This window comes from Bradyrhizobium embrapense (assembly GCF_001189235.2).
GTDB classification, from domain to species: Bacteria; Pseudomonadota; Alphaproteobacteria; order Rhizobiales; family Xanthobacteraceae; genus Bradyrhizobium; species Bradyrhizobium embrapense.
This window is the reverse complement of the sequence record NZ_LFIP02000006.1, coordinates 298,916-311,544: the sequence shown is the minus strand read 5'-3', so window position 1 is coordinate 311,544 and position 12,629 is coordinate 298,916. Positions and strand designations below refer to the sequence as shown.

Annotated in this window: 14 protein-coding genes; 4 read left to right on the top strand and 10 right to left on the bottom strand. The window is 65.9% G+C overall.

Translation table 11 applies throughout. The features are described 5' to 3' along the window. The first annotated feature begins 17 nt into the window (after nt 1–17). Nucleotides 18–518, top strand: a complete 501-nt coding sequence (locus AKN83_RS26910; protein WP_050404378.1) for a GNAT family N-acetyltransferase — start codon at nt 18–20, stop codon at nt 516–518. Nucleotides 519–546: 28 nt separating this feature from the next. Here the strand turns inward: AKN83_RS26910 and AKN83_RS26905 are convergent, their stop codons facing one another. The 6 genes from AKN83_RS26905 to AKN83_RS26880 all read right to left on the bottom strand — a co-directional run bounded on the left by AKN83_RS26905 (nt 547) and on the right by AKN83_RS26880 (nt 6,752). Then, the gene (locus tag AKN83_RS26905; RefSeq protein ID WP_050404379.1) at nt 547–963 is read right to left on the bottom strand and encodes a pyridoxamine 5'-phosphate oxidase family protein; all 417 of its coding nucleotides are present in this window, start codon (nt 961–963) and stop codon (nt 547–549) included. Nucleotides 964–966: 3 nt separating this feature from the next. Continuing rightward, nucleotides 967–3,942, bottom strand: a complete 2,976-nt coding sequence (gene uvrB / locus AKN83_RS26900; protein WP_083992245.1) for an excinuclease ABC subunit UvrB — start codon at nt 3,940–3,942, stop codon at nt 967–969. A 112-nt stretch (nt 3,943–4,054) separates the two neighbouring features. Further along, a complete protein-coding gene (locus tag AKN83_RS26895; protein WP_430641577.1) occupies nt 4,055–4,261 on the bottom strand; it encodes a hypothetical protein in 207 nt (68 codons plus the stop codon). Then, nucleotides 4,258–4,482: a hypothetical protein gene (locus tag AKN83_RS26890; RefSeq protein ID WP_050404380.1), complete on the bottom strand. Its 225-nt coding sequence runs from the start codon at nt 4,480–4,482 to the stop codon at nt 4,258–4,260. The genes AKN83_RS26895 and AKN83_RS26890 overlap by 4 nt, the downstream gene beginning before the upstream one ends. A 154-nt stretch (nt 4,483–4,636) precedes the next feature. Next, entirely contained in the window at nt 4,637–5,857 is a 1,221-nt protein-coding gene (locus AKN83_RS26885; protein ID WP_050404381.1) for an NAD(P)-binding domain-containing protein, read from the bottom strand. Further along, nucleotides 5,850–6,752, bottom strand: a complete 903-nt coding sequence (locus tag AKN83_RS26880; RefSeq protein WP_050404382.1) for a LysR substrate-binding domain-containing protein — start codon at nt 6,750–6,752, stop codon at nt 5,850–5,852. Before AKN83_RS26880 ends, AKN83_RS26885 begins: the two co-directional genes overlap by 8 nt. Nucleotides 6,753–6,863: 111 nt before the next feature. On the opposite strand from AKN83_RS26880, the gene AKN83_RS26875 reads away from it, so the two are divergent. Beyond that, nucleotides 6,864–7,097 (top strand): hypothetical protein, encoded by a 234-nt coding sequence (locus AKN83_RS26875; RefSeq protein ID WP_050404383.1) that lies wholly within the window; start codon nt 6,864–6,866, stop codon nt 7,095–7,097. A 27-nt stretch (nt 7,098–7,124) separates the two neighbouring features. Here the strand turns inward: AKN83_RS26875 and AKN83_RS26870 are convergent, their stop codons facing one another. Together AKN83_RS26870 and AKN83_RS26865 are read right to left on the bottom strand one after the other, a co-directional pair. Next, on the bottom strand, nt 7,125–7,760 hold the full coding sequence (locus tag AKN83_RS26870; RefSeq protein ID WP_050404384.1) for an SCO family protein: 636 nt from the start codon (nt 7,758–7,760) through the stop codon (nt 7,125–7,127). After that, on the bottom strand, nt 7,757–8,872 hold the full coding sequence (locus AKN83_RS26865) for an MBL fold metallo-hydrolase (protein ID WP_050404385.1): 1,116 nt from the start codon (nt 8,870–8,872) through the stop codon (nt 7,757–7,759). Before AKN83_RS26865 ends, AKN83_RS26870 begins: the two co-directional genes overlap by 4 nt. Before the next feature lie 206 nt (nt 8,873–9,078). On the opposite strand from AKN83_RS26865, the gene AKN83_RS26860 reads away from it, so the two are divergent. Further along, the gene (locus AKN83_RS26860) at nt 9,079–9,786 is read left to right on the top strand and encodes a glutathione binding-like protein (RefSeq protein ID WP_050404386.1); all 708 of its coding nucleotides are present in this window, start codon (nt 9,079–9,081) and stop codon (nt 9,784–9,786) included. 120 nt (nt 9,787–9,906) lie between these two features. Here AKN83_RS26860 and AKN83_RS26855 read toward each other — a convergent pair whose 3' ends face one another. Beyond that, nucleotides 9,907–10,698: a crotonase/enoyl-CoA hydratase family protein gene (locus tag AKN83_RS26855; RefSeq protein ID WP_050404387.1), complete on the bottom strand. Its 792-nt coding sequence runs from the start codon at nt 10,696–10,698 to the stop codon at nt 9,907–9,909. 88 nt (nt 10,699–10,786) lie between these two features. On the opposite strand from AKN83_RS26855, the gene AKN83_RS26850 reads away from it, so the two are divergent. Beyond that, complete coding sequence (locus AKN83_RS26850; RefSeq protein WP_050404388.1) at nt 10,787–11,383, top strand: TetR/AcrR family transcriptional regulator; 597 nt, start codon at nt 10,787–10,789, stop codon at nt 11,381–11,383. 500 nt (nt 11,384–11,883) lie between these two features. On the opposite strand, the gene AKN83_RS26845 is transcribed toward AKN83_RS26850, so the two are convergent. Further along, nucleotides 11,884–12,558: an HAD family hydrolase gene (locus AKN83_RS26845; RefSeq protein ID WP_050404389.1), complete on the bottom strand. Its 675-nt coding sequence runs from the start codon at nt 12,556–12,558 to the stop codon at nt 11,884–11,886. Between the last annotated feature and the right edge of the window lie 71 nt (nt 12,559–12,629).

Below are 12,629 nucleotides of genomic sequence, written 5' to 3'. Positions count from 1 at the left end.
CGGCCTTATCTGCACGCATGCAGATCAGGGACGAACGCGATGAAGACGCCGCCGCGATCAGCCGCATTACGACGGCCGCATTCGCGGCCGCGCCGCACAGCAGCGGCACCGAAGCGCGCATCGTCGAGGCACTGCGCAAGGCCGGCGCGCTGACGCTCTCGCTGGTGGCGACGTCCGACGACGGAGAGATCGTCGGCCACGTCGCGTTCTCGCAGGTCGAGATCGATCGCACGCCCGGTCGCTGGTACGGCCTGGGCCCGGTCTCTGTCGCTCCCGACCTGCAGCGCCAGGGCATCGGTGGCGCATTGATCAGCGAGGGACTTGTCCGGCTTGCAGCACTCGGCGCCGATGGCTGCGTGGTGCTCGGCGATCCCGCATACCACCGTCGCTTCTGCTTCCTCGATGATCGCTGGCTGACCTACGGCGGTAAGCCAAGCCGGTACTTTCAGTGGCTGGTGTTGAACGGGATACCGCCGCGCGGAGATGTAAAGTACCATGCCGCGTTCGGTGTGGTCTGATTGGAATGAGGCCTAGTGATCGCGCTGCCTATGGCAGCTGCATCTCCTCAATTCTCGCCGGCGCCGCACCAAAATCGCTGAACCTCATCCAGCGCGGCCTCACGCGGACATAGCCGATGTTGGGCCAGGTCTCGCGCTCAGGCCCGTCGGGCCATGCTGCGAAATAGACCTGCTTGCACGCGGCGAGCTCCGTGCCGGTTGGAAAGTCGGCGATGCCCTCGAGTTGCGCGGTCTGCTCGGCGTCCCAGCCAACTACAAATGCTGCGCGGGGATCGGTGCGGAGGTTCTGATATTTGCGTGAGGTCGTCAGCGTGTCGAAGATGATCTCGATGTCGTCGCTGACCGCGATGCCGACGAGGGCGGCCTGCGGCGCGCCGTCGTGGACCGAGCTGACCACCGCGAGCCGATGCATCCGCAGGAAGGCGAGAAGCTCGGCGCGCGTCATGCTCTACCTTTTCTTCCACCCGCCGCGCTTGCCCGGCGTTCCTCCGCTAGACCGCGGCGACGGCCCGAACTCCGGGCCCGACTGCCGGGAGTCGGTCGGCTGGATGATGCGGCTCGTGGTGCCGAACGGCTTTGCCGGCAGCGCGCCGCCGGGGCGGAAGGGCAGCGATTCCGGGCCGTGCATCTCGTCGAGGTCGGGCTTGTGTACGCGTGAGCCGGACTTGCCGCCGCGGCTTGCCTTGAGCGAGGTCTGCGCGGACTTGTTCTTCAGCGTACTGACCGGCAGGTTGGCGGCATCGCCGTATTTTCTGGTGCCGGCATAGGCGCCGGCCTGCTTCTGGACGTTGCGCTGCTTGGCGGTGGGGTCGTCGACCACGGCCATCTCGGTGGCGCGCAGCCGCTTGACCTCGTCGCGCAGCCGCGCGGCTTCCTCGAAGTTCAGGTCGGCGGCGGCCTCGCGCATCCGGGTTTCGAGGTCGCTGAGAACCGCCTCGAAATTGTGCCCGATCGAGATCACGTCGTCGGCCCATGAATTCCCCTTGCCGCCGTCGCCGATCTCGACCAGCACGTGGTCGCGCTCATAGACCGAGTTGAGGATGTCGCCGATCGACTTCTTGACGCTCTCCGGCGTGATGCCGTTGGCCTCGTTGTACTCGACCTGCTTCTCGCGGCGGCGGTTGGTTTCGGCGATGGCGCGCTCCATCGAGCCGGTCATCTGGTCGGCATAGAGGATCACCTTGCCGTCGACGTTGCGCGCGGCACGGCCGATGGTCTGGATCAACGAGGTCTCGCTGCGCAGAAAACCTTCCTTGTCGGCGTCGAGGATCGCGACCAGCGCGCATTCGGGAATGTCGAGGCCCTCGCGCAGCAGATTGATGCCGACCAGCGCGTCGAACGCGCCGAGGCGGAGATCCCTGATGATCTCGATGCGCTCGATGGTGTCGATGTCTGAGTGCATGTAGCGGACGCGGATGCCCTGCTCATGCAGATATTCGGTGAGGTCCTCCGCCATGCGCTTGGTGAGCACCGTGATCAGCGAGCGATAGCCGGCGGCCGCTGTGGCACGGACCTCGCCGACGAGGTCGTCGACCTGGGTGCGGGCCGGGCGAATATTGACCGGCGGATCAATCAGCCCGGTCGGGCGGATCACCTGCTCGACGAACACGCCGCCGCTTTCGTTGAGCTCCCAGCCGCTCGGCGTTGCCGACACTGCGACGGTCTGCGGCCGCATCATGTCCCATTCCTCGAAGCGGAGCGGGCGGTTGTCCATGCAGGAGGGCAGGCGGAAGCCGTATTCGGCGAGCGTCGCCTTGCGGCGGAAGTCGCCGCGGAACATGGCGCCGATCTGCGGGATGGTGACGTGGCTTTCGTCGGCGAAGATCAGCGCGTTGTCGGGGACGTATTCGAACAGCGTCGGCGGCGGCTCGCCGGGGCGGCGGCCGGTGAGGTAGCGCGAATAGTTCTCGATGCCGGCGCAGCTTCCGGTCGCTTCCATCATCTCGAGGTCGAAGGTGGTGCGCTGCTCGAGCCGCTGCGCCTCCAGGAGTCGGCCCTGGTCGTTGAGCTGGTCGAGCCGCGCCTTCAATTCCGACTTGATCGACTTGATTGCCTGCACCAGGGTCGGGCGCGGCGTCACATAGTGCGAATTGGCGTACATCTTGATGAATTCGAGCTCGTCCTGCTTGTGGCCGGTGAGCGGATCGAATTCCTCGATGGTCTCGATGGTGTCGCCGAACAGGTTCACGCGCCAGGCGCGGTCCTCATAGTGCGCCGGGAAGATGTCGATCACATCGCCTCGGACGCGGAAGGTGCCGCGGGTGAAATCGGCCTGGGTGCGCTTGTATTGCAGCGCGACCAGGTCTGCGATCAGCTGCCGCTGGTCGATGCGCTCGCCCTTCTTGAGCGCGAAGGTCATCGCGGTATAGGTCTCGACCGAGCCGATACCGTAGATGCAGGACACCGAAGCGACGATGATGACGTCGTCGCGTTCGAGCAGCGCGCGCGTCGCCGAGTGGCGCATGCGGTCGATCTGCTCGTTGATCGAGGAATCCTTCTCGATATAGGTGTCGGTCCGCGGCACATAGGCCTCGGGCTGGTAGTAGTCGTAATAGCTGACGAAATACTCGACCGCGTTGTCGGGGAAGAAGCTCTTGAATTCGCCATAGAGCTGCGCGGCCAGCGTCTTGTTCGGCGCCAGGATCAGCGCCGGGCGCTGCGTCGCCTCGATCACCTTGGCCATGGTGTAGGTCTTGCCCGAGCCGGTGACGCCGAGCAGCACCTGGGTGCGGTCGTTGCGGCCGATGCCTTCGACCAGTTCAGCGATCGCAGTCGGCTGGTCGCCCTTCGGCTCGTAGGACGATTTGATCTCGAAGCGCACGCCGCCTTCGGACTTCTCCGGGCGCGGCGGCCGGTGCGGGGTCCACACCCGCATCGAGCCGTCGTCCTTGCGGAACTCGGGGCGGCCGTCGCGGATCAGGTTCTCCAGCGCGTCGGCGGTCGCCTTGACCCCGAGCGCCTCCATCTTGCTGCGCGGCGGACGAGCCAGCGCCTCGTCATCGTCCTCGGCGGTCGGCAAGCCGAGCTGCCGCGCCAGTTCCGGATCGAGCGTCGGGATCGTGGCCGAGGTGCCGTAATTGGCCTGCGGGGCTTCATCGAGCCCCTCGGGTCTGGTTCGCGCGCCCGGCGGTTGCGGATTTTGTCGCAACGGCATCGGATAGGGATCGGCGGAACTCTGGGGGAAGTTCTTAGGCGTCGACGCCCGCGCGCGATGCGCCGCGGCCTCGCCGCCGGCGCGGCGATCCCAGGAATTGTCCGGCGGCGGCTGCAGGCCGGTGCCCGAACCCATGCCCGCATCGCCGCGATTGATCGCGGGATTGAGCAGCTCGGCCAGTGCCGGTCCGATCGGTTGGACTTCGGGCCGGTGTGCCTTGGATTTGGGGGATTTGCCGGGCTTTTTCGGAGTGTTCGGTGCTTTCGCCATGGCCGGAATATGGGACGAGTCCGGCAGCGAGAAAAGGGCAATCGACGGTGGGATTGGCGCGCAGGCGAGGCTGCTGACAGCAGGCTGTCAGCAGGCGGCGCGTTCCGGCGCCTCAGGCGCGCGGCAGGTCGACGATGTCGAGATGAATCGCGCCGCAGCCGTCGCAGCGCATGGTCCAGTATTCGGCGGCGCGGCCGGGAATCACGCGCAGCAGCGAGAGCCGGGCGGCGCATTCCGGGCAGCTGGTTCTGACCTGCGCCGGCCAGACCGGATCCGGCTTGCATTCCGGGGCGATTGCGACCACGACATTGCCGGTCACTCCGACGGCATTGTCATGCCATACCGTTGTGGGAACCGGTCGATAGTCCGCTTCGCGTCGTCGATCGCCGCATCCGGATCGGACCACGCAAAGCCGATGTCGAGCATCGGAAACGGCATGCCATCGATGACGACCGGCCTTTGATCGACCCGTTGAATCCTGGCGTGCCATTGCCCCTTCCCCACCTCGAACGATTTGATCTCAAAACCGCTGTAAATCATCGCGACCTCGGGATGCCCCTTCTCATAGGAAGCACGGGCGCAAGGCGCCCTATGTGAACCAGATCACAAATCGCGCGGTTTATTTCCGACGGGCAAAGCAGTTCCAGCTTTTTGCTTTGGCATGGTCTTCAGCCAAACCGCACCAACGCGCCAATCAGGCGCGGGCCGCGATGTGATCGGCGAGCACGGCCGCGTCGTCGCCAACGCCCGACAGGAACGAGGATTTCATCTTCAACAGCCATTGCAGGCCGAGAAAATACAGGCCCGGCTCCTCGGAGACGCCGTGGCGGTGTCGTGGTGCTCCATTGCCGTCCAGCACCGGTATGTCGATCCAGTTGAGATCGAGGCCGTAGCCGGTGGCCCAGATCACGCTGCTGATCTGCTCAGTGCCGAGGTCGATGGTGCGCAGCGGCGCAGTGAGGCACGGCGGATCGGGCAGGCGGACGCGCGCCAAGGGATCGTCGGGATAATCCAGGCCGCGAGCTGCGATGAAGTCGTCGACGATCCCGAGGAAGGTCGCGTAGTAGGCATCGCCATTGGCGATGTTGGTGGCGAGATCGGGCGCGATGGCGAGCACGCCGTCGCGCGCCGCCGTGACGCGGCCGAGCAGCGTCACGCCGTCGGCGGCAAAGCGGCGGAAATCGATGGTGTGGCCGCCATGGGCGCCCGAAATCACCGGCAGCAGGCGTGATGGGCCGCGCTGCTCGACCGGCGTCTCGTCGATGCCCATCTCGGCCAGCCACCAGAACAGGTCGCGGCCGCGATAGCGGCGCGGCAGGCGGTTGTGACGTCCGACCGAGAGGAAGACATGGCGTCCGGCGCGCACCAGTTCATCGGTGATCTGCGCGCCCGAGGCGCCGGCGCCGATCACCAGCACCGCGCCGTCAGGCAATTGCGCGGGATTCTTGTAGCCGCTGGCATGGACCTGAAACAGGCCGGGCTGCTCGCGCAGCACGTCGGGCCGCAGCGGCCGCTGATACGGGCCGGTGGCGATGACGACGTTGCGGGCGGCGATGTTGCCGCTGGCGGTCTCGGCAAGGAAGCCGCCGGCGTCGCGGCGCAGCTTCGTCACCTCGACACCGCAGCGGATCGGCGGCGCGACGAAGGCGGCGTAATCCTCGATGAAGGCGATGATGGACGCGGTGTCCGAGAAGCCGTCGGGATCGCTGTGCGGATACGCAAACTCCGGCAGCCGCACCGACCAGTTCGGAAACTGGAACATCAGGCCGTCCCAGCGTTCGCTGCGCCAGCGCTCGGCGATCCGCCGCCGCTCCAGCACCAGATGGGCGATGCCGCGCTGCTTCAGCCGATGGCTCATGGTAAGCCCGGCCTGGCCGCCGCCGATCACCAGCGTGTCGATGGTCTCCTCACGCATTGCGCGCTTCCTTGCGGCGCGCGGCCGGCTCCGCGGCGGCGCGGATGATCCAGCGCCGGAACGCGGCGAAATCGCGCTGCTCGGCATGGAAGCCGCGATAGACCAGATACCAGCGCATCCCCTTCGGCACGCTGAGCGCGAACGGCGCCACCAGCCGGCCGGCGGCGAGATCGTCGTCGATATAGGGCCGGATGCCCATCGCGATCCCGAGCCCGTCGCTGGCTGCCTGCAGCGCCTGGCCGTAGAACTGGAATTCCGGCCCGCGCGCCGTCAGGCGCGGCACGCCCGCAGCCTTCAGCCAGGACGGCCAATCGTCGGGCGAATGCGCGACGCGGATCAGGCTCGGTCCCTTGAGGTCGGCCGGGCGCTTCAAGGCGTTGGCGAGCCGCGCGGTGCACACCGGCATCAGGTCGGCGGCGAACAGCGGCTCGGCGACCAGGCCCGGCCACTGGCCGTCGCCGAGCTGGATGCCGCAGCTCCAGTCGTCGGCGAACGGCACCGCCATGCCGCCGGTCGTGATCCGCACCTCGATGTCCGGCTCCGCCTTGCGGAACTCGGCGAGGTGCGGGATCATCCATTTCAGCGCAAACGTCGGTCCGACGCCGACGGTCAGCACACGTGCGCTCGCGGACGCCGTGACCTGTGCGGTGAGACTCGCCAGCGCGTCGAAGATCGGTGTCAGCCCGCCCTGATAGGCGCGGCCGGCCGGCGTGGTGACGAGGCGGTTGGCCTTGCGCTCGAACAGCGCGACGCCGAGCCGCTCTTCCAGCAGATGCACCATCCGGCTGATCGCGGCGGCCGAGACGTTGAGCTCGCTGCCCGCGGCCGCGAAGCTGCCGGTCCGCGCCGCGGCCTCGAATGCCTTGATGCCGTTGAGAAAGAGCAGCCGCCGCATGAACCCTCAGGAAAACTGATGCAAGGGCAAGATAACTCAGTTTGCCGGCAGGGGCCAAGCGGCGCAGAAATACCGCAGACGATGAATCCCTGCTGACCCGGCGAGGACCAAATGACTGAGACCCCGGACGCGCTGGTGCTCGATCTCGTGGAATGGGTTGCGCGCGAGCCGCGGCCCTATGCCGAGGTGCTCGAGGTCTGGCGCACCTCATGCCCGCGGCTGACGATCTGGGAGGACGCGGTCGACCGCGGCTATGTCGCGCGCCGTCCCTCGGTCGAGGGCATGCGGGTGATGGTGACGGAGCGCGGCGAGACATTCTTGCGCGCGCATGGGCGGATGCATTAAGGCGCCGAGCCCATCATCACCGCCGGTTCAGTGCGCGGGCGCGGCGAGCCGCGGCCGGATGATCTCCACCATGCGGTCGGCCGACGTGCCTGGCGGAAAGAAGCCGAGATAATTGCCGTCGCGGTCCATCAGGTAGATGTAGGCGGTGTGGTCGACGGTGTAATCGCCGGCATCCTTCAGCGGCACCTGGGCATAGTAGACCCTGTAGGCATCGGCGACCTTGCGGATCGCATCATCGCTGCCGGTCAGCCCGATCAGCCGCGGGTGAAACAGCGGCACGTACTCCGCAAGATGCGCCGCCGTGTCGCGCGCGGGATCGACCGTGATGAAGATCGGCTGCACCTGATCGCCGTCGGGGCCGAGCTTGTCGAGCGCAAGGCCGATCGCCTGCAGATCGGTCGGGCAGACGTCGGGGCAATAGGTGAAGCCGAAATAGACCAGCATCAGCCGGCCGTGGAACTCGCTGTCGGTGCGTTCATGACCGGCCTGATCGGTCAGTGCGAACGGGCCGCCGACCGGCTCCCTGTTCCACATCAGGATGTCCATGATCTCGGCGGCCGAACGCGTCGATTGCCGTGGCGCATCGCCGGCCAGCGCGGACGCCAGCGCCAGCCACAGGCCGGCGCCGGCGTACACGATGCCGCGCAGGATCGGCGGGATCATATGCCGAAGGAGAGGCGGCTGCCGGTTGTCGTGACCAGCACCTTGTCGCCCATCTGCGCGGTCGCCTCCTGCACGAAGTTGAGCCCGGAGCAATGCATCGGGACCACCACGTCAGGCTCGAGCTTCTTGATCTCGGCGACCACCTCGGTGAGGTAGTCCCTTGGGGCCGGCCCGAGGTGGAAGCCGCCGACGATCGCGTGCACTTTCTGGATGCCGGAGACCTCCTGCGCCTGCTTCACCGAATTGACGATGCCGACATGGCCGCAGGACGAGATCACGACGAGGCCGAAGTCGCGCACGTTGAAGCAGGTCGCGTGTTCGTGGATGTGCTCGTCGGGCACGATCTTGCCTTCCATCTCGGCCGGCAGATAGTGGCTGGCGTTGCAGCCGAGCCCGTCCTTCATGCTGAACTCGACCCAGGTATTGGGCAACACGCGCTCGATGCTGCGGCGGGTGATCTTGCCGGTCGTGAAGGCGTGGCCGGCGATCACGGTCGGGGTCTCGCACAGCACGGTGGTGATGCGTTGCGACGCGAGCTGGCGCCGGTCCAGCGTGCCGAAATCGGTGAACTGGCCCTTGGTCGGCGTCGCGCTGACGCGGTGGCAGAAGTTGTCTTCGCCGCCGGCATAGAGCTTGACGTCGGCCGGCAGCTTGTCGCGGAATTTGTCGAGGAAGCCGTTGAGGCCGCCGAAATGGTCGTAATGCCCGTGGCTCACGATCAGCGCGTCGATCTTCGCCGGATCGACGCCGACCAGCGCCATGTTGTTGAGCAGCACGTCCGGCGTGTAGCCGTAGTCGAGCATCAGCGTGCGCTGGCTGCCCTTGGCCTCCGACTCCAGCCACAGCGACAGGCCCCATTCGTTATGCAGCGACTTCTGGTAGTCGGCGGCACGCGGCGGCGGCGCGATCGTGACGCCGCCGGACTGCTTCGGCTTGAAGAACAGGTCGTAGCTGGAATCGACCAGCACGCGGATCGAGAGCTTGTCGACGGTCGGCACCTGGATCGGCGCCGCACTCGCGATCTCGACACAGGAGAATGCGCCCGCAGCCGCGGCGCCGGCGAGTGCCGCGGAGCCCTTCAGAAAGTCGCGCCGTGCCAGATCCTTGATCATCGCAATTCCTCCCTCTCCAAAACATCGACATGAAAACAAATTCAAACTGTTCGGACAGCTTAGGCCCGATCGCACGCCCGCTCAATTGGTTGATCACAATTGCGCGCGGATGGCAGCCTGCACCATTGACTTGGCATCCGGATTATTCAAATTCATGCAAACGCATCTTTCACTGCGCGACATCTCGCGACAACAGGATCACGCCCATGATCGACCTCCACTACTGGTCCACGCCGAACGGCCACAAGATCACGATGTTCCTCGAAGAGACCGGATTGGAGTACAGGATTTTCCCGGTGAACATCGGCAAGGGCGATCAGTTCAAGCCGGACTTTCTGCAGGTCGCGCCGAACAACCGCATCCCGGCGATCGTCGATCACGCGCCGAAGGGCGGCGGCAAGCCGATCTCCCTGTTCGAGTCCGGCGCGATCCTGCTCTATCTCGCCGAAAAGACCGGAAAATTCCTGCCCGCCGATCTCTACGGCCGCTATGACGCAATCCAGTGGACGTTCTGGCAGATGGGCGGGCTCGGGCCGATGGCCGGGCAGAACCATCATTTCCGCAACTACGCGGTCGAGAAGCTGCCTTACGCGATCGACCGCTATGTCAACGAGACCAACCGCCTCTACGGCGTGCTCAACAAGCGGCTCGCCGACCGCGAGTTCGTCGCCGGCGAGTACTCGATCGCCGACATGGCGAGCTATCCCTGGGTCGTGCCCTACAAGAACCAGGGCCAGGAGATCGACGACTTCCCGCATCTGAAGCGCTGGCTGGAGACCATCGGCAAGCGCCCGGCGACCGAGCGCGCCTATGCCAAGGCGAAGGAGGTCAACCCGAATTTCGGCCAGCCCGCGATCCGCACCGAGGAAGAGCGCAAGCTGCTGTTCGGGCAGACCGCGGCGGTGGTGCGGTAGGGCCCGGGCCTCTCCCCGTCATTGCGAGCGAAGCGAAGCAATCCATCTCTCCGGCTTAACGGATGGATGGATTGCTTCGTAGCTTCGCTCCTCGCAATGACGGACGTGGGAGCAGCGCAGTCACGCCCCGACATACTTCGCCGGCCGCCGCTCCTTCCATGCCGCCAGCCCCTCGGCGAGATCTCGGCCCGGCACCAGCGCGGCGAACTGCTCGCTCTCGACCAAGAGGCCCTCGGCGATCGGCATGTTGAGGCCGCGGGTCGCCGCGGTGATGGTGCCGGCAACGGAGCCGGGCGAATGCCTGGTGATGCGGCCGGCAAGTTCGTGCGCCGCGGCCAGCAATTGATCATGCGGCACGATCCGGTTGACCAGCCCGATCTCGCGCGCGTGCTCGGGCGGGAACGGATCGCCGGCCAATAACAGTTCGAGCGCGCGCTTGCGTCCGGCCAGCCGGGGCAGCCGCTGCGTGCCGCCGAAGGTCGGGGGCATGCCGAGCTTGATCTCGGGTTTTGCAAACAGCGCGCGGTCGCTGGCGATGGCGAGATGTACCGCCTCGGTGATTTCGCAGCCGCCGCCGAAGGCAAGCCCGTTGACCGCGGCGATGACCGGCTTCTTGAAGGCTTCGAGCCGCGCGGTCATGGCCTGGCCGCGGCGGACGAAGTCGCGCACCGCGATCGCCGCGCCCTGTCTGACGCTTTCCGAAAATTCCTTGATGTCGGCGCCCGCCGAGAACGCGCGCTCGCCGGCACCGGTCAGGATCACGGCGCGCACGCTGGCGTCGCCCTCGACGCGGTCGAGTGCCGCCATCAGCTGGTCGATCAGCTGGTAATTGAGCGCGTTGAGCTGCGCGGGGCGGTTCAGGGTGATCAGGGCGATCCCGTCGTCGATCGCGAGCAGGATGGGGTCGGGCATGGCGCAGTCTCCGGCAGGGGTGTTCGTGGCCCGAACCTAGTGGCTGGCCGAAATTGTGTATATTCACTGGTTAGTATACATACGGGGGATGTCCAGATCCTCCGAGCCGACCCGCGAGCGCATCGTCCAGGCGGCGAATGCGCTATTCTACAGCGAAGGCATCCGCCGCGTCAGCGTCGACGAGGTCGCCGCCAAGGCCGGCCTCACCAAGCGCACGCTGTATTATCACTTCAAGAGCAAGGACGATCTGGTCGCCGCCTACCTTGCCGCGCGCGATCAGCCCAATCTCGCGCTGTTCCGCAAATGGTTTTCGGAAACCGAGGGCGGCGTGCCAGGGAAGGTCGAGGCGATCTTCAAGAACCTCGCGCGCTCGGCGCGGCATCCGAAATGGAAGGGCTGCGGCTTCCTGCGCACCTCGGCCGAGCTTGCCAATATGCCCGGCCATCCCGCGATCCGGATCGGCGCCGCGCACAAGAAGAAGTTCGAGGACTGGCTGCGCGCGACCTTCGCGGAGCAGGGGGTCAAGGATCCGCTGAAACTGGCGCGGCAGATCCTGCTGCTGCTGGACGGCTCGTTCGCCGTGGTGCTGCTGCATCGCGACGCCAGCTACATGGAAACGGCGGGTGAGGCTGCGCGCACGCTGATCGAAACGGTGCTGCGGAAGCCGAGACACAGGCGGGGGTAGGGCGCGCTCCGAAAATAATGTATGTGGAAAGCGTCCATGGACCGCTCAACGATATCAAGGATCTGATGAGAGTCTTCCGGCACTATCATTGCGACCACGGACATCACTGGACTGTCCAACGGCAGCACACTGAAGATGAGCACACGTCTGATCTGATTTGCCGAGAAGGGCACCCGGCGATCACTGCCCGAGTAGAACTCCCCGTTGACGATGTGCAAATACTGATCAGCCCAGCAACTCGGGTTGTTGATCACGTGAGGCGGCAGCGGACCCTGGACGGGCGATACTGTGTCTGCTCGACAAGAATGGAAAAGAATTGTGCGCGTCCCAAGAACATTACGATTGGGATGCGGTCGTAAAACTCTCCGCCTTCTTCAAAGATAAGACGACCGAGCAGGCCCTGGCCTGGTGGGCAAAGCGCAATCTTTAATAAGCGACTCTCTCCCCGTCAGAACAAGGGAGAGGGAGCACAGCGTTTCTTGACCTAAGCTCAGTACGAGCTAAAGCGCCCCGCGCGTCTGCAGCAGCGCCAGCACCGCGTTGAGGTCCGGCAGCACGGCCGCGCATTTCGCGCGTGTCGCATCGGTCGGCGGCGCCATGTCCGGCACCATCAGCGTGATGGCGCCGGCGGCGTGGGCGGCGGCGACGCCGTGGTTGGAATCCTCCACCGCGATGCAGGCCGCAGGCCTCACGTCGAGCCGCGCGGCCGCCTTCAAATAGAGCTCCGGATCCGGCTTGCCGTGGGTCACGTCATCGAGCGTCAGCAGCGTCTCGAAGCGGTCGCGGATTCCGGCAAGCCTGAGATGGCGTTCGGCGGTGCGGCGGGATGACGAGGTCACGATCGCGGTCCGGCAGTCGGCGGCGGCGAGGCCGTCGAGCAGCGCGATCGTGCCTGATTTGAGCGGCAGGCCGGCATCAAACATGCGGTCGCGGGTCATGATGAAGGCGCGATTGACCTCGGCGAGCGGAAACCCCACGCCGTAGCGGTCGCGCAGCATCGCCTCGCAGACCGGGCCGGGAAGCCCGACCATCGAATGGCACAGCGCAACGACGCCATCCGTGTAGCCGCACGCATTCAGCGCCGCGACCAGGCTGTCGAAATAGACCTTCTCGGTGTCGAGCAGCGTGCCGTCCATGTCGAGCAGGACGGCGTCGACGGTCCAAGGTGCGTTCACGAGGCGCTCACCGCGGCTTGCTGTTCCGCCAGTTTCCGCAAGCATGCGGGGCACAGGCAGTCGCCGCTATC